The sequence below is a fragment of the Pseudenterobacter timonensis genome (genome assembly GCF_900021175.1).
Classification (GTDB): Bacteria; Pseudomonadota; Gammaproteobacteria; order Enterobacterales; family Enterobacteriaceae; genus Enterobacter; species Enterobacter timonensis.
In genome coordinates this window covers 208,229-226,424 of record NZ_FCOP01000012.1, presented here as the reverse complement: position 1 = coordinate 226,424, position 18,196 = coordinate 208,229, and the positions used below count along the sequence as shown (strand labels likewise).

General features: G+C 54.3%; 10 protein-coding genes and 1 pseudogene. All 11 read right to left on the bottom strand.

Features of this window, described 5'->3' with window-relative positions:
* Positions 1-2: 2 nt before the first annotated feature.
* The 11 genes and pseudogenes from tssJ to tssH all read right to left on the bottom strand — a co-directional run bounded on the left by tssJ (position 3) and on the right by tssH (position 18,059).
* Complete coding sequence (gene tssJ / locus BN3796_RS14455; RefSeq protein ID WP_061709054.1) at positions 3-527, bottom strand: type VI secretion system lipoprotein TssJ; 525 nt, start codon at positions 525-527, stop codon at positions 3-5.
* A gap of 35 nt (positions 528-562) precedes the next feature.
* Positions 563-1,645: a type VI secretion system baseplate subunit TssG gene (gene tssG / locus BN3796_RS14450; RefSeq protein ID WP_061709053.1), complete on the bottom strand. Its 1,083-nt coding sequence runs from the start codon at positions 1,643-1,645 to the stop codon at positions 563-565.
* Complete coding sequence (gene tssF / locus BN3796_RS14445; RefSeq protein WP_061709052.1) at positions 1,609-3,378, bottom strand: type VI secretion system baseplate subunit TssF; 1,770 nt, start codon at positions 3,376-3,378, stop codon at positions 1,609-1,611. The genes tssG and tssF overlap by 37 nt, the downstream gene beginning before the upstream one ends.
* 33 nt (positions 3,379-3,411) lie before the next feature.
* A pseudogene (locus tag BN3796_RS20750) lies at positions 3,412-4,336 on the bottom strand (type VI secretion system domain-containing protein); the annotation flags it as partial.
* A 239-nt stretch (positions 4,337-4,575) separates the two neighbouring features.
* Positions 4,576-7,950 (bottom strand): ImcF-related family protein, encoded by a 3,375-nt coding sequence (locus tag BN3796_RS14435; protein ID WP_061709051.1) that lies wholly within the window; start codon positions 7,948-7,950, stop codon positions 4,576-4,578.
* Complete coding sequence (locus tag BN3796_RS14430) at positions 7,943-9,151, bottom strand: hypothetical protein (protein WP_061709244.1); 1,209 nt, start codon at positions 9,149-9,151, stop codon at positions 7,943-7,945. Before BN3796_RS14430 ends, BN3796_RS14435 begins: the two co-directional genes overlap by 8 nt.
* Positions 9,152-9,153: 2 nt before the next feature.
* Positions 9,154-9,417 carry a PAAR domain-containing protein gene (locus BN3796_RS20255; RefSeq protein ID WP_073885232.1) on the bottom strand — a complete coding sequence of 88 codons (264 nt, stop codon included), beginning with the start codon at positions 9,415-9,417 and terminating at the stop codon, positions 9,154-9,156.
* Between the two features lie 356 nt (positions 9,418-9,773).
* Positions 9,774-10,250, bottom strand: a complete 477-nt coding sequence (locus BN3796_RS14425) for a hypothetical protein (RefSeq protein WP_073885231.1) — start codon at positions 10,248-10,250, stop codon at positions 9,774-9,776.
* Positions 10,247-12,934 carry a glycoside hydrolase family 19 protein gene (locus BN3796_RS21000; protein ID WP_061709050.1) on the bottom strand — a complete coding sequence of 896 codons (2,688 nt, stop codon included), beginning with the start codon at positions 12,932-12,934 and terminating at the stop codon, positions 10,247-10,249. The genes BN3796_RS14425 and BN3796_RS21000 overlap by 4 nt, the downstream gene beginning before the upstream one ends.
* 14 nt (positions 12,935-12,948) lie before the next feature.
* Positions 12,949-15,390, bottom strand: a complete 2,442-nt coding sequence (locus tag BN3796_RS14415; RefSeq protein WP_238379230.1) for a type VI secretion system Vgr family protein — start codon at positions 15,388-15,390, stop codon at positions 12,949-12,951.
* Positions 15,387-18,059: a type VI secretion system ATPase TssH gene (gene tssH / locus BN3796_RS14410; RefSeq protein WP_061709049.1), complete on the bottom strand. Its 2,673-nt coding sequence runs from the start codon at positions 18,057-18,059 to the stop codon at positions 15,387-15,389. The genes BN3796_RS14415 and tssH overlap by 4 nt, the downstream gene beginning before the upstream one ends.
* Positions 18,060-18,196 lie beyond the last annotated feature (137 nt).

The window sequence follows — 18,196 nt, the reverse complement described above, 5'->3', positions numbered from 1 at the left end:
CGTCACTCCTTCACCGGCACGAGGCTTAGCCAGCCATCACCCAGTTCAATCGTGCGGGGTGTGTCCGGGTCAAGGTCATCACGGGTCAGCACCAGGCGCCAGCGATTGTCCTTCTGATCCGGGCGGTTAAACAGCCCCACCACAGCCACGAACTGAGCGTCTTCATCCATGGGCATATTGAGCGTCACGCTGCCGCCGGGCATCACTAGCAGCGATTTTGACGCCAGCACGCCATCCTTAAGTACCGTATCGGCCTTGCGCAGCAGTGTCTGGTAATCAGCGGCATCAACCGCTTTACGATCCCTGAGCTGATAGACTCTCACCATGGTCGCCAGCGGAGTCTGTGCACCATCGGCGTTAATGGCCATGCGCGGAGTAAAATCCAGATGCAGCGTTTTAATTTTCTTGTAGAAGATGGATTTCGTGATGCTGATGGTGCCGTCCGTCACGGTCTGCGTCAGACCGCAGCCTGCGAGCAGACCACAGGCAATAAGCGTCAGCGCCCACCAGCGGGTTACTGTTGCCATTCAAAAGTTCCTTTATTGAGAGAGGGAATACGTGATTAGCCGAAACGGTAATGCCCGTCTTCAGCGGGGGGTAAAACAGAGCATTGCAACCCTTCATAGCGGCCCAGGTTGACGGTCAGGCTCTCCCGGTTATGGCTGAGTTTGCCTGCGTTCAGCCCCAGCAAACCAGTACGGCCCAGCTGAATACGCCTGCCTTTGCCAAGGTGGGGCTCAGGCAACAACCGTACCGGTACAGTGAGGCGCAGTCGGGCGTCGCTACGGTAGCCGAGATAGACGCGCAACAGGACCAGCAAATCGGTATGAAGGACTCCACCGGGTAACCAGCCTTCGGCTTCGTCCGGATCCTCAGTCTTCAGCGTCACCAGTATCCGGCTGCATGCTTCCTTTGCCGTTTTACCCAGCGTGGCCCGCTGCGAAAGACGGATGCGGTTTCCGGCACCCAGCCCGCTACGGTTATCGATATGGACCTTCACCGGATCGGGTTCGGTGATAAATGCCCGGGTATTCGGTGCCAGCAGGCTCACCAGAGCCCGAATGCCTTCGGCATTACGGGTGGGTAATCGCATGGTGCCCAGCAGGGCCAGGAAGCGGGAAACCGGCGTCGCCACATGCTCTGCCGTGCCCGGTATACCGAGTCCGATCAGTCCCAGCAGACACTGCGATGTGGCATCGCGGCCACCGGCCTCGAAAGTCGCCGGATACGCGTATTTTCGCCAGATCCGGTAATACTGTGTGGTGATGCGGTGGCTGAAAATGTCCAGAAACGAGGTGACCGCCTCATGGCCTTCCCGGTGCCGTGCAATGTCATCCAGATACGCACCCGGCAGCGGTGAATCCACGCCGTACATTCCCAAAAAGGTGGTGCGCACGGTCGGAGGTAACTCCGGACTTTCCTCATCGGTCTCAACCGTCCGCAGTTCAGTGACCGGAAACCCCATTCCCTGCCAGGGTCTGAATCGAACCGGCTCATCGCCCGGATGGCTGGTGGTGCCCAGTTTCGGCGCGTCCGGATTTTCCTGCTCCAGCAGCTGGCAGAAACGGTAGAAATTGGCCCGCCAGATATCTTTGTTAAGGGCCAGTGTCAGCCCGGTACGTGCTGGCTGTGATTCTCGCGCCATCTCAGTCGTTTCCCTGTCGGTTGCAGTACCAGCGTGAGCTGGTTAAAGAGGTGAATATCGGCATAGAGCGCGAAGAACCGGTGCAGCATTTCACCGAAGAGATTCACATCGCCCTCGCCTGCAAAATTATCCATATTCAGCGTGACCTCAATGTCCACGCCCCGGAGCATAAAACCCTTCTCGAAACGGCGGATTAGGGTGTGCTTCACGGCGACGATTGCTTCAAGCCGACGGCGGTTCATTTCATCGTCAGTCCAGTCATAGAGCGCCAGCGTGCCGCGCAGGACCTCCGGATTGTCCATCATGCTGAGGAAGTTTGAACCGAGGTGACTCATCACTCGCCAGTGAAAACGGTCGTTTGCCGGGGGATACAGCGGCATCGTCGGTGCTGTGACGTTCAGGACCCTTACGGGCACCTTGCCGGTTTTCACCACCCTGTCCAGCAGGGTACTTTCCAGTGCCTTACGCGGAAGCTGGCCGTTGGTGCCGGTTATTCGCATCGAGAGTGACTCCGGTTTATCGGACAGCTGCTCCAGCTCGAACGAGCGCCCGCCGAGGATTAACCAGGTGTCATACAGGCCAGAGGGGCCGCGTTTCACGCGGGTGTGGTAATAACGTTCAGGGGCATCGTGACGCATCATACCGCCCCGGTGCCGGAAGCTGGTGAACGGCACCCAGGGGTGTTTGCCATTCTTCATTGCGCCATGGATATTATCGACGCTGTAGATCTCTGTGTGGCCATCCTGAAGACGCAGTGGTCTGAGCAGGTATTCGTTATCCAGCGGATTAAGCGTCAGCGGATCGGCTTCGAGGGTAAAAAGATTGATGACCGGCGCACAGTGCAGCCGGAAGTTTTCTGTCTCAAAAGGCAGGTCGGATGACCAGGCTTCACTGAGCACAATGTCGATTTCAAACCAGGTACTGGCCGCAGTGAGCCCAATGGCGTCGAGGCCGCGCAGTTCAACAAACATAAACTTCGGACGGAAGCTGAAATACTCCAGCAGCAGCTGGTAACCACTGAAGGCAGTATCGGCTTTCTTCCACAGGCCGTCATTGTCATCAAAACCCATGGGTTTACACCAGCCATCAAATTTATGACGTTCGGTGTGGGTTCCGGCATGACGGGCATACATGGCGTGGACACGCCGGGTCATTGCCAGATGCAGCGCAGAGCTAACCGGACTCTCTGCGTTAAGGAATATGGCGACCTTGTCGATCCCGGCTTTGTGCCAGTCCACTTTTTCAGGGCATTCGAAGCGCAGGCGAAGCGCAGAGCGGCCATCGGTTTCGGTGTGCAGGCGGGCGTCCGCAAGATGCAGCGGTTGTAGCGGCACATCGCGGGTCGTCCGATACTGACAGGCGGTTTTTTGCGGCCCGACAGGTCGCGATAGTACTGAGAAGCCTTCAGCCAGCATTTCGGCCTGACGCAGGCTGCGCCAGTCAGGCGAGAACTCGACGATGGCCAGCGACGGGATGGTCCGCATATAGTGTGGCCACAACAGACTCACCAGCCCTTCGGTGAGCTCCGGCAGATCATCATCCAGTTTTTCTCGCAAACGGCCCATCAGGAAGGCAAAGCCTTCGAAAAGGCGTTCCACATAAGGGTCGCGGGCACCGGGTTTATCCAGATTAAGCATCGCTGCACGATCCGGGTGGGCACGGGCAAACTCTTTACCCGCTTCACGCAGGTAGCGCATCTCAGCTTCGTAATAGCGAAGGGTTAAATCATCCATGCACGGCATTCCTGGAAATTGTTAATAAGAAAATTAGCCATAGAGAACCATGGCACGGGCCGGATCGATGGCAATAAGTCCGGCAAGTAATAACTCCATCTCAGGTATCAGACGGGCTTTATCGGACTCGTTGCGACCGGCTTTCATACGTAGCAGCTTCAGTCGGCGGGCCTGAACTTCAAACAACAGAGTCGGCTCCCAGTCTTCGAGCGTCAGCAATGACGCACGGGTGGTCAGTTCGCCAGGCAGATAAAGCGCCATATCGTTTCGGCCATACTGCTCTGCCATCCGGGCCATCAGCTGGCGTATCAACCAGCGGAGCAGCACATCGTCAGCCTGACCATTAACGACGGTCGCGGATTCATCGCTGTACATCAGGCCTTCTTCATTCACTTTTTCAGCAATCCAGGCGGTGGTGACTTCGTCTGCAAAGGGGGTACCGTCATTCCATGCCAGGCCTTCAAGACCTGGTAGGCGTTTAAGCAGCAGCCGCAGATCGAACAGGACGGAGTCAGCCCAGGCATCCCATGGTTGATCGGCATGGCTGAGCCCCCCTGAAGATCGAGCCAGAAATGGTTAACCCCTTCGCAATACATCTGGCTGGCCTGCTCAATCAATTCGGTCCATTTTTCTGAAGCCAGAGCCGCTTAAGTTGAGTGCGATACTCGGGCTTCGGCGGTACCAGGCGGGGGCGCCCGCTACTGTCGAGTGTGGGGTTCTGATCGACCGTATCCCTCCGCACGGTCTTTATCAGCCTGTGAGAAGTAAGCCAGCCCTGAGGTTGTTCGCTCAGCCAGCGGGAAAGTAACTTTGCCCGGTCGGGTAAATCGCGGCCCGATTTCACTGCTGACAGTTGCGGTGCATCCGAATGGGCTGGATCACGCCCGTGCCCCTGAGCGCTGCTCTGGGGGGCCAGTACTTCCATGCCGCCTGAGCGTGCCAGACGGTTTTCAAGAGCGATAAACGATATGCGGCGGGAAACGTTTCATAATTACGGGACAAAGGAATCCTTCATCTGGCGCTGAATTATGCTTCAACCAGTAACTGAGCCACGCCCGACACTGCCGAAAGGTCATAAACTGCCACGGGGATGAGGATTCAGTTTCGCATCATCGATCTACTTTGCTGAAAATACCCGGGGACCAGCCTTCCACCTGTTTTGCAAAAGCCAGTGCCGGGTGAAGTTTCCCCTCGTTGTTACTGAATCTCTTCTGTGCCGCCTGAAGCGACGCTGAAGATAGCGTCGGGCAGCGTGAATCCCTGAAGCTTCAGTAATGCGAGAGGGCCGTCCCCCAGTTCACTACGCATTACAAACTTCAGCGGGTTCCCGTCCGGCGTGATCCACACCAGTTGCGTGCGGCTGGCATCGAGTGGAGTGATCAGGGCTTTGCCCAGCAGGCGAATGAAACCCCAGTTACCCTGGTTACTGGCGTAGAGTTGCATACCGCTGTTTACGCTACGCCAGCTGAGCGATACGCCTGGATAATAAGTATTCCCCGGCCAGGCGAAACTCTGCCAGCTTTCCATCTGATTGAAGTAGTCCAGATTTTGCTCATCAAGAGTAAGTTGCACTCTGGCAACATCCTTTGAAGGACGCGCCATCAGTTCAAAATGGACACCCGCATCACCCTGAGAGAAGACAATATCTGACAGTTCTGCCAGCTGGTTAATCGCCCGGAGGAAATCCGGGCTCACCACCATTCCCTGACTTGCAGAAAGGTCAACGATCCAGCGATTTCCTTCCTGGTGAAGGATCCCGCCAAGGTTGGTTTTCAGGAAGGTAGTGATTCGCCCCGAGTCGCTACGCAGGAACTGTGCCAGCAACGGCAGGGAGGCATCGCTGCCGGTGGCTTTAAACGGATAGCGACCGGCAAAGGCCTTATTCCACTGATCGACAATTGTTGTCTGCCAGCGAGCATTGAGGCTACCCGCAGCCGGGGCAAGTACCTGCCGCCAGGCCAGATCCAGCGGTTGTACAAACAACGACTGACCAAATCCATTCCACTCCTGTCCAAGACTCGCCGCAACCAGACTGCCGTAGTCGCGCGTGTCGGTCAGGTCGATGGCTTTGCCCTGGAATACGGTCTGGGCCAGCATCTGAGACATAGCCTGTGGATCCGGGGCGCTGGTGACCTGCTGAAGCTTCAGCCTTACCTGAGTAACGCGGGCGAGCCAGGACTGGAAACTGAGGTTACCGTTGGTACCGGTGCCCTCTTTACCTTCCATCAGCCCCATTAGAGGCCCAAACACCCCATCGAGCGGACCTTTAGGGCCCTGTGCCTGCTCTATAAACTGTCTGGCATTTTTTTTCTGACCGATCAGCTTTTTCGCTGAATCCACTATCGAGTCGGCCAGAGCCTCGCCCTTCTGCCCTGTTTTCCCCTGCCAGGCCAGCGTGTTCATCAGGGCAACCAGCGGGGACTGGCGGACATCACCGATCAGCGTGAGCTGGGCAATCGCCTCAGAAAGAGAAGTGGCTTCCTGCCACTGAATGCTGTTGACCATGTTCAGCCAGGCGTTACCAAAATCGGTAAAATAGCGTTCTGTCAGGCGGGCCCTCAGCGCCTCCGGGGAGATATCGCTCCCTGTCTGGTGCGTCTTATCCGTCAGTACCCAGTCAATTTCATCGCGGCGTGTCTTGACGACCTCGTTAATCGCTTCCTGAACCTGCTCTTCCCAGGCCTGACGCGTAAACATACCCGGGACGACTTCGTCTGTGCTGAATACCGTTGAGGAATCGGTGTCGCCGGTCATATCGGCAAGCGTTAAGTCAGGCCAGTTGCTGGCAACGCGCTTAAGCATCTCCTGATATAACCCGGACTCAGCGTTCCGCTGGCCAATCTGTTTGAGCAGGATCTGACGGACCGTGCTGATTAATTCAGCATCAGGCTTAATTTTCCATTCAGGATGAGCCGGGAGGTTTTGCGCATAAAAGCCCAGCAGTTTCGGTGCTATATCTTGCCATGTGCCATCCGGCACATTCTGGCGTTTAGGTAAGACTTTCAGCACGTTTTTTGCCAGCCAGCCTGCGTCCGCTTTATCAGGACGGGCCAGCATCAGATAACTTTTGAGCACGTCGTAGGTATGCTGTGTGCCCTGCGCTCGGGCATCACTGGCAGGAGGAAGTTGCACAAACGCATTCAGCTGCTGCCTGAGACTATCTGCTGTGGCATCCCTCATCAGCTGTGCGTTATTTTTCGCATACAGGGGCCAGAGGGCGGCCAGCGTGTCGCTGTCCTGATTAAGACCAAAACGGGTGTACCATGGAGCGCCGGTCGCCTCACGATGTTGCAGACGGGCAATCGCTTGCTGGAGTACGAGCTGGTTGTGCAAACGTTCGGTCAGCGGTTGTCGGGTATCGGCGGCAAGGCGGGCGGTGCTCTGCGCCTGGTAAATCTGCGCCCGGTTGACAGTAAGAGACACGACTGTACCGGCCCCCCAAAGGACAATCAGGCCAAGCAGCAGTAAACGCAGCCCTTTAAGCCAGTCGAAGGTCAGTTTTCTGGCACGTACCGTGACACAGTCATCAATAACAGCTGTCCAGCCAGGGGTATCGAGCCGGGTATTGGGCACTGAGCCGGCAACGGTCAGCTCAGGACTGAACATCATTCCCCGCAGACGGTATGCTGCCGTTCCCTGCATCAGTTCGCTCAGCAGGATGTTCAGGCCTGCTTTCAGGTCGCCCTGCAGGCGGGAGGAGAGCTGCAGTAGCCAGTTGTGCTGCGGGTTGTTCAGCACCTGAGACATTCCGGCCTGACGTAAACGCGGGATCAGCCTATCCAGCGTGCTGAACGCATTCTGCGGGGTGGCTCCAGGGCCGAACAGCGCGCCGGTAGCCACCGGTTCACTCTTATCATCGGTAGCCGTTTCTTTGTCGATCAGCCATATCCAGACGGGAGCCTGCCAGCCAAGGAGATAATCGGCCTTTTGGCGACAACGTAAGAAGGCGTCACGCTCAGCGTCGGTTGGCAGCGCTGAGGTATTTATTACCTGGATGATGCCGTCCACAGGTTTACCCGAACGCAGATGTTTTAACCGGGACAGGAAAATTTCATCCGGCTTTGACTGCGCATCGCCACCATAGATAAGCACATTGCCGTCACCTTCCTGCCAGAGATCGCAGCAGAGCCCCGGCACCACCTTCTGAATCTCATCTTTATTGCCCATAACGAGCAGGATCCTGACCTGACGCTGCCAGCGACGCCCGTACCGCAGGCGCAGATGCTCTGCTACCGGTTCATGCAGGAAAACAGGCTCACTGTCATCCTCTGCCCCTGCAATAACCTGTGCTATCGGGGCGATAATCTGCTTTTTATTCTGATTCCAGTGGATGTACAGACCTGATTTACCCGCAAAATCGAATGCCCTTTCCACCAGCCATCCCAGGAGTAACAACGCAGCCACCAGCACTGCACAAAATGTGAGTATTCGTTGTCCGTCATACGGGCCTAACCCGGTGGACGAAGCCACATTTTCCGGAAAGGCGTATAACAGAAATGCAACGATGACTGTCAGGAAAAAAATGACAGTAACAACAGAGCCGATAAGTGTTTTGATTTTGACCTTAGACATTCCCTGACGATCCCTTGCGAACTTCTTCTTTGGTGATTACGGTGACCCAGACATCATCTTCATTTGAGGCAGGCTGCGCCGCGATAACCTGAGGGCCATTGTCGATACAGGCAGCAGAAGCGAGAATAATGGCAAGCCAGGGCGCGGCACGACCGGCATATCCCAGCGCGGGATCAATACTGCGGTTATCTTTCGACAAACTAAATGCAACCCCGTTATTCTCACAGGCCAAATTCCATCCACTTCCGCTGGCTATCGCCGGGCCTGTATGCCAACCAGCTTTCAGTGCTACAGAGTCTGTTGCGGCCCATAACAGCGCTCTGTTTAGCGTTTTTTCAAGCCCGGCTTCCTGGCCCTTTTCAGGCCGGTGGAGACACACAGCCTCAGGCCAGGCGACAGCCTTACGGTTGCTGAGTACCAGAAGCGTGATGGCGTCGGCATCACCTTCACTTGGCTGCGCTGGCAACGAAAATGTCACTGCTACAAGAATGCCCGGTTGCTCCCAGCGCTGGTCGAGCCAGGCATCAAACGCCGCCAGGCCTTTGCCAGCCAGAAGCGTGAAAAGCCGCCCGGTTTTGGCTGAGAGTTCATTTCTGAAATTTGCCTCTACCCTGGAGCGCATATCATCATCGCAGTCCAGCATGAGACAGCAGGGAATATCTTTCGGGAGCAATTCCGTTATCTTCTGCACCCGGGCGACGAGTGTTGACGTCGTGGAGATAATTTCTGCATCTAAATCGGTCTGGAAGGCATTCAGGGCTGCATACCTGACAGCAGACAAACTACCGCGAGGGGTTGAAACCTTTGCCGCCAGCGAAGAGTTCTCTACCGCTTTAATCAGTACACCCGTTTTATTTCCTGTAATATGCTGAACGCTGGTACCCAGTATCCACGCACAGCGCTGACCCCGCTGAATTTCACGCTCAATCAAAAGCTCACGCTCTGTATTGCGGGAATCCGCTCCAGTCTGTTCCGCCTTATAGGCGAACCGGCGAAGCCCGAAAATGAGCCCCCATGAGCAGAACGGCAGACCCAGTGCAGTAAACCAGAATACGAACCCCGTACGCTCAGCGGCCCATCCCCACAGCGTCAGGGCAATACCGCTCAGCATGATAAATACCAGAAACAGCAGCCAGCGACGGGTATCAGGACGCGGAACTTTCGCCGCCTTTTCAGGAACGGCATCCAGCCAGACGGGCATAATCAGGCGACCTTTGCAGGTGCAAAAGAACTGATCAATGTGCAGCCACACCCACATCTGTGTCCATGAAAGGCAACCGGGATCCCGTTATCAAGATAATTCGGGTTACCTTCGATGATCGTTGTTGGGCCATGTCCAGGTATCGGGCAGGAAACCATATCACCTTTACGCGCCACGCCAATCCCGCCAAATATCATGGTGCCAGAACAGGTCATGACTGAACCGCCGTGAGTGGTTTTGTCGCCTTTTCGAATAATCTTGAGCATTATTTAAAGCCTCATTGTTCATTTACAGATGATTTACTATTCTCTTATTAATCATACGAGATTTTAATTTATTTAAAAAATAAAATGTGATGTGTAATATTTTTATTTACACATCAAAATTCACATTAATTTTCTCATCGGACTTTGAGGTAAATGTTTATTTAATTACAGAGTCAGCCTTAACTCAGCATTCCAACCAAATGCTTTCATATGACGCACTTCCACACCCCGGGGTTTGGAAACTAAACTTACACTAGGCTATATCATTCACCGTTTTGATAATGAAAAAATCATTAACGTTAACTCAAAGGTTTCGATAAAAACAGAGAGAATTCACGTTGATTATAAAAAGATGGTTACGGGAAAACAAATTTTTTCTCATTCATGTAAGGAACATTGATTATATACTCACTTATAATATTATCGCTTCTGAACGAACTTGGTAAGCAATCACTGGATTGAATAATTTTTTCATTTTTTTTAATATCAAACGACATGGTATATTCGTTTTTTTCAACCCCCTCGATTACATCAATAATGTAACTATATTTACCGCGTTTGAATCCATAATAAGTAACACTCATTTTGCTATCTTTGAAACGTCTCAGTTTATTTCCTTCGTTAAAAACAACACTTAACTCTGCTTTTCCATTCCTTTTAAAATTATAATTAATTTCTTTTGTAACGTTATCTATGAAGAATGAAACTTCTTTGCTTCCCTCACCAGGTAATAAGCAGGTGATAATGTTAGTCATCTTCTGTTCTGCTGTCACGGCACCTGCCGACAAAAAAAAGCAAAGAGCCCCTTCCAAAAATACTTTATATGTTTTCATTGAAATACTTGTTCGCATAATGAGTAAGCCTCTTGTCGCTCTGCCAATCCCATGTTTCCACCGTTTACCCTTTTTGTAACAGCAACAACATCACTAAAACCGTTGCCTTGATCTAATGAATAGACTTCGTAATGCAACCAAAACCATAAAGCGCTTCGAATTGCATAAGGCATTATATTTATTTTTTCAGGTTCCGAAACAGTGTCTGGCACTTCATCATTCCAATGTTCACGATACCCCTCCATAAAACCATTATATTTTTCATATCCTGTAATTTGAATTAGCCCTCGCCCTCTAAAATTATAGCCATCATCTGGATTGCTCTGCCTATTCCCATTCAACCTTAAATAATGTTTTCGACCTATAGCCTCTTCATCCGCACGACGGATTATTCTTCCCGCAGAATTTTTCTCATAGCCATCAGTTTCTGATTCTGTTGGATGCTCTCGATAATACCGGCTAAATGACCTTAAAGTTGCTGGTGAAAATTGAAATCCTTCCGTTTTCCCTTTCATTTGAGGTCCAACCTCACCTTTAATTTGGGAGAAGAAATGTCGTAGCCTTGTTGGAGTATCTAACTTAAACGCCTCCAGTCTCCCTTGCAGTTCAGCAACTACTATATTTAAATTAGCATCAGAAGCTTGTGGAAAAATAGTTTTTAGCTGAGTATAAGTTACACCATCACTAATACCTATAGCCGTAAGAAAAACAATCGGATGCATATGCCACGGCTCCGGTCCCAGCGCAACGCCCTTTTCAGATACTTTCTTCATCCACGTCATTTTATCCAGAAACGTTTCCAGATACGTCTTCCATAACGGTGCATCTGTGGTTAATGTATCCAGGTATGCCTTCCACAGCGGGTCATCCTTGCCGCAGTACCATTCACTCCCGTGCTTCGCAATTACACGGTATAAGCGGTCGCGATAGGAGACATTATGCACCGCCTGAAGATACTCCTGCTCCGAGTAAGAGCCGTCATGGTTGCTGTCAATCAACTCCAGCAATCGCTGGTAGTTATACTTGTTCAGTGCGTGAGTCGTACGGGTTTCATCCTGCGCCGCTTTATGCAGCTGCTCCAGGATACCCTTCACCACGTTATCCGGTTGTTGTATACCATCAATCAGTTCAAAGCTTGCAGGTGCCCTGTTCAGCGCGACAAACCCGAGCGCGCCTAACGCATACCGAGACACTTTCTTAACACTGGCTGCAGGTAACCAGCCTCCTTCAGGGCGTATCTGATACCAGTCCGCGTCCTGATTACCGGTCAGTGCATTTCCTGCCGCATCAGCACCGGGCACATTTGCAAGCGTCAGAATACCCGGGGCCTTTGTTTTACGGCTGCCTGGTGTTATTCCCGTATCGCTCTTATCAGATAACGGCGCATCCTTCTGCCAGGTCAGGTATGCCGGGGCATCGTCCCCCGCCTTTCCGGGGTTAGTAATAAACGTTTCCATATCATCCATACTCAGGCACTCGATGTGCACCTGGTAGCGCGAACGGCTACCGTTTTCTTCCGGCAGCTGATAAAAACCCATATGTCCGAGACTGTCTCCGGCACTGACAGGTACTGGCGTGGAGGGGACATGCACATCATTGAAAACAGGCTCACTGCCGGATGCTGCCGGTGCAACCGTCAGGCTGTCACCGTCTGACACCACCCACACCCGGTCACCCTTTTTCAGCTTATCCTTATCCCGGCCCAGGGTGACCAGACTGAATGTTCTTGCTGCATCGCCGGCGTTCTTGCCGGGCCGAATGACCTGCTGCGCGGTATTACCGGGCTCGTAAGAAAGCGGGAAATCAGCCGCCAGTCTGCCTGCATTTTTATACTGCAGCACATCTTCACGACTCAGATAGTATGACCAGTCAGTACGCGAGGTGCAGTTCACGATACCTTCTGACTGAGGGCTATAAGCCGGAGCGCATTTTGACCACCAGGAGGGAACGGGCGCTGACGCCGCCGCTTTCAGTGAGTCCCGGTCAGACACCGTCCAGATTTTCGTCCCTGCTGCCAGCGTTTCTCCTGCGGTATTTTTCGTCTCACTGGTAATGGCCACTTCGGTAAATTGTCGCCGGTCACTGCTGCGGGTCACGATGGTGTCACTCAGCGTGACGGGCGTGTCTTTAGCCAGTTTTCCGGCTTCGCGCCCCGCCTGCAAATCTTCCACGCAGGTGTAATAACGCTGGACTCCCGCCACTATTCTGTCCGACAGACAGCCTTGTTGTTTATAAGCAGCATAGGGCGCCAGATTCATATACAGCGTGAAAAATGTCAGCCCACTTTCTGCCGCATCACCCGGCTGAATATAATGTTTCACCAGCACAAAGGAGTTCGAAAGGAACAGCTTTTCACCTCGCCATTCAATCGCGGCACTCTCATAATCCTTACATACGCGCCAGGCAACAATCTCACCATCCGCCATACAGCGAATAGATTGTTCTCCTTTATAAAGTTCACGACAATGTTCTCTTTCGGCCTCACTATCTGTGCTAAGGGCACACCAGGGGATGGTGGCATCAGTAATATGAATACCGCCATGCCACATTCCCTGACTTCCCACTAAATACAGTCCCGAGCTTTCACGTTCAAGCTTCGATAATAGCTCTTCAGCAGAAGTGAACTCCTGGCCTTTAGCATCTGCAGGGACGGGAAAACTCTGTTTAGGTATAACTACTGCCATAAAAAACCTCCGTGTTAATCACATGCCCGTTTTGCAGAACCTTTGGCTGAATCCTTTTCAGGCTGATTCTGTCGATGTTGACCATCATTTTTCGATGAGTTCGAATTATCCGTTCCTGGCTCGCTATTTATGTCATAGCTTAAGGAGGTTAAGGGAAAATCGGGAGTATCGTAAGGAAGACTCGCAGGAGTACCTGGAACCAGATACGTCGCCACTTTCATTATCATCATCCCTTCCGAGCCATGCTCTATCCCGTTCTTACTCAGCTTCATATACGATCCGCCGCCGTTCAGCGTCAGCGTTTCCGGGGTGCTGATAATAATTTCGTCTTCACTACTGGTCACCGTCAGCTGTTTTTCAGAAAACAGCGCCATCGTGTTGTGCTGAGCCTGAATTTCGATGTCTCCCTGATTCGCGACCAGCTTCGCCCCTTCTTTATTCACAAACAACCCCAGCGCTTTTTCAACGCTCACGGACAGATTTTTCATCGCCCCGATATCAAGATGCTGACCGGCATTGATCATGGTATTGCGGGTACTGCTGAGCTGAAGGTGTTCCCCTGAAGTCAGTGCCACCCCCTGCGGCGCACTACCCAGCAGGACCGCAGACTGGAGATCTTTGATTTTGTCGGTCACAAAATTTATCTGGGTACTGATGTCACAGACCAGGGCTCCGGCGGCTTCAGCGGCGCTGTTCAGGGCCTGCATCTGGCTGTTGGCCTGGTTAATCTGACTTATCGCAGGCGCCATTTCCAGCACCGGGCCCTGCGCTTTGGCCTGGGCATCCGCCGTCAGAAACAGTCCCTTTGCCGCACGGACAGCGCCATGCTCATCCGTTCGCAGTTCGAAACCGGCCCCGCGCTTTTCACGCTGGCTGTTGACCAGATGCCCCATGTTCAGCTGCGTTTTGCCGTATTCCGTCGCGAGCTTGATATGCTCTTCCTGCCGCTTATCCTCCATCCGCAGCTTATTGTTCGCCGGAGTGCGCCACACGTTCCGCGTATGATTATCACTGGTGACATGATCCGGATGCTCTGAATCATGCAGGGCATAGGCAATGTAGGGACGATCCGGGTCTCCGCCGTCAAATACGACGGCAACTTCAGTTCCGTCGATAAGCGGTGAGTGGAATCCGTAAGTATCACCGGCATAGGGTTTCGCCAGCCGCAGCCACATACAGGCATAACCCTGTTCAGAACTGCTGCGGTCGAAGTCAAGTTTCACACGGTAGCGCCCTTCCGTATCCAGCCAGGAATAGGTGTCGCCTTTCTGTATGCTTTCCACCCGGGCAGGCAGCGAGCCGGATATCACCGGGCGACTGAGCAGTGCCGGACGCCAGCAGACGGTTTCGCTGTAGGGGATCCCCTCAAACGTCAGCGTAAAGCTACGTTTGCGTGAACCACCAGAGCGCACCGTGGTGATGACGATGCCTTCCCTGACGGCATCGGGAAGCGTTCCGTCCGTTTCCAGTACCTGCCCCGGAACCAGATGAGGGCTTGAGGAATGCCCGGTGACATGATACTGCGTGTTCAGAATGCGTTCGTGACGCAGGCGGGCGAAGTATGCGCCGGACTCTGTACTTTCAGCGTCACCTGCTGTCAGGAAGGGTTCCGCATAATGGTACGTTTCCCCGGTGATGATCCCTTCCTTGCTGAAAATGCTTTCGGAACTGTCCTGCGGCGACAGCGCCTCACGGTAGTTGTAGTCACGGGTGGCCACACTCCCGCTCACCACGTTATATGCGGTCTGAATATTCCAGATGCTCTCCTGCCCGCTGTCATTCATCCCGGCCTGGTTGCGTAACGGTAGCGTGACGCCAAATTCATACTGCTGCTGGCTGTCCTGAAAAATCACCACATCCTGCTCAAGATGGCTGTCCATTTCATAGCGCCAGTAAATGCCCACCTCCGCCAGCAGGCGCTGGATAAACTCAAGGTCAGTTTCCCGCCACTGGGTGATGAGCTCCCGGGAGGGATATTCCCGTGAGAGGCGGAACTCAAAATCATGCCCTTCCAGGCCATGTTTACGCAGTACCTGTTCAACCACTTCAGTGACCGACTGGTTGAGGTAGATCTCGCTCCCTTTCGTATAGCCCAGAAGGGCGATACGGGGAACGATCGTCAGTGCGTAATGGGTCTCATCATTCGAGGTGGACACGCGGCGGAACGACTCGACCACGCCGAATACTGTCCTGACCGGCAGCGCCGGTGTTCCGTCAAACACTGGTGTCTGGAAAGTGAATGACGCGGGCTTCAGCAGTAACGCGTCGCAGACAATATCCGCAGAAGAGCAGGTGACCGCCACATCATAGCGCCAGGGCTGGCTGAGTGATTCAACGGCGCTGTAACGCAACACATCCAGGAAATGGTCGCATTCATGCACATCAACCCGGTACCGTGATTGTCCTAAAAGCTGATGTACCAGGCTGGTAACCTTGTTGGAGAGGGAATTGTTCATGACGGCTCTCCTTCTGCCTGTGCATCAAACGCCAGCACAATGCCCTCTTCATCATCCCAGGTCAGATGTAACGAGGACGGTTTTTGTTTTGCCGCCATATGGCTTAATAACTGCTGACTCAGCACCGGCAGGATCTGCTGGTTAAGCAGACTGTCCACGTTGCGGGCACCGGTATCCGGCAGCAAACACGCCGTCGTCAACGTGTCGATAAAACTTTCGCCAATGTGAGTGGAAATGCCGTAGTGGCGTTGCAGACGCGTGCTCACCTGCGCCAGTTTCATACCGACAATGGTGCGCATGGCATCCATTGCCAGCGGGCGGTATATCACCGTCTGGAAGCGAGCCAGCAGCGCGGGCTGGAAATGATCGCGCAGCAGCGGGCGCAGCAGTTCGTGCAGTTCCGGTTCTGTCGCCTCCGGCTGTTCGTCCAGCATCTGCATGATGTGGTCGCTGCCGAGATTCGAGGTCATCAGAATGACGGTGTTGCGAAAATCAATTTCCCGCCCCTCGCCGTCGCGCATAAAGCCGCGGTCAAAAACCTGGTAGAAGAGGTTCATCACATCCCGGTGCGCCTTCTCCACCTCATCCAGCAGCACCACGCTGTATGGCCGCTTACGGACAGCCTCGGTGAGAATGCCGCCCTGGCCGTAGCCGACATAGCCCGGCGGCGACCCCTTGAGCTGGGAGACGGTATGCGGCTCCTGGTATTCGGAGAGGTTGATGGTAATCAGGGATTTTTCACCGCCGAAGAGCGCGTCCGCCAGCGCCAGCGCGGTTTCGGTTTTGCCGGTACCGCTCGGACCGGTCAGCAGGAACACGCCCTGCGGGCCGTTCTCCGGCGCCAGACCGGTTTTACTGGCGCGCAGGCGCTGCGCGATGGCGTGCAGCGCCGCCTCCTGGCCCACCACACGTTTACCGAGGCTCGCTTCCAGAGTCAGCAGTTCCGTCTGTTCATCCTTCATCAGGGTAGAGAGCGGGACCCCGGTCCAGTCGGCAATCACCGTGGCGACGGTACGTGCGTCCACGTCCAGACCCAGCAAAGGGTTACCCTGCTGAACGTCACTCAGTTGCTGTTGCAGGTCTGCAGTTTCTGCCTGGCGGGAGATATCCGCGCGGCAGGCGAGCAGTGCTTGCGTAAGTTTCAGCTCCTGGCCGTACTGCGTTTCCAGTTCGTCGAGCTGTAAAATAATCCGGACTTCTTCCTCTTCTATCGACGCCAGACGCTCACCGTGGGTGGCGCTACCCGCTGAGATATCCTCCAGCAGCGCCTGCTTCTCCATGGCAAGGGCCGTCAGCTGCGCCTTCATCCGGGTCAGCGGCTCCGGCACGGTGTCGAGGCTCATGCGGATACGGGCGGAAGCCGTGTCCAGCAGGTCCACCGCCTTGTCCGGCAGCTGGCGACCGGTCAGGTAACGTCTGGACAGGGTGACCGCCGCCCTGACCGCCTCATCGGTGATATGCACCCCGTGGTGCTGCGCGTAGCGGGATTTCAGGCCGCGCAGCATCAGACAGGCGGTGTCGTCGTCCGGCTCGTCCACCTTCACCATCTGGAAGCGCCGCTCCAGCGCGGCGTCGCGCTCGAAGTACTGCTTGTACTCGCTCCAGGTGGTGGCGGCGATGGTTCTGAGCTCACCGCGGGCGAGCGCGGGCTTCAGCAGGTTGGCCGCATCCGCGCCCCCCGCCTGGTTGCCCGCGCCGATAATGGTGTGGGCCTCGTCTATGAACAGCAGCACCGCCAACGGCGACTGCTGTACGGCCTCAATGATGTTTTTCAGGCGCTGTTCAAACTCCCCCTTCACCCCGGCTCCGGCCTGCAGCAGACCGAGGTCAAGGCTGCGTACGGAGACAGCTTTCAGTGCGTCCGGGACGTTGCCCTCCGCAATACGCAGCGCCAGTCCTTCCACGAGCGCGGTCTTGCCAACGCCGGGGTCACCCACAAGGATCGGGTTGTTCTTCCTGCGTCTGGAGAGAATATCCACCATCTGACGGATTTCGTTATCCCGTCCAAAGACCGGGTCAATCTTTCCTTCCCGGGCACGGGCGGTCACATCGACCGTAAAACGATTGAGAATGGACTCTTCCTGTGAAACGGCAGGCTGCGCACTTCCTCCTTCAGCCTGGTTTTGTGCTTCATCTTGTAATGGCGCCGCCCGACCAATAATGGTGGCATTGCCAGCCTGCTCGTTGAGCGTAATGTCATATCGCTCGTCCGACTGCGCTTCCAGTAAGGGACGTAACCTTTCCAGTTGGCTGGTGGTCAGCGTCATTAAAGGCCAGAGACCATCACAGCGCGTCAGCCCTGACGTATCAATCATGGCCGTAAGCAAATGAATGCTGCGGATCCGCTCATCTCCGGCGAGCGTGGCGGCAAGCCAGGCCTGTTTCAGCAATGTCTGAAGTGACGTAGAAAGCTCTGGTCGGGTGCACAATGAACGAGGCTGTGCATCCAGCCAGCTCAGGAGTGACTGCCAGATGGCATCCATATCCCAATCATAGCGGCGAGCGAGAACCGTCAGATCACCTTCGCCCTGCTCCAGCAACTTTAATAACCAGTGCTCCGGCGTAATTACTGCATGTGCACGGGTCTGACATAAAGAAGCCGCACCTTCCAGTGCTCTGGCGCAATAAGGATTTAGTCGTCGTAGCAGGACTGCTGAATGATGTTCCATGTCGTTCCCTCTAGTTCAGGCACGCTACCGCCCCTGGCCGTCAACCGATGCCCATAAGGTTCATGCCGATAAGTTGTAAAACTGCTCTGCAAAGCGTCCGTCTGACAGGCGCTGTGCAGAGCAGAGCAAGATGGCGG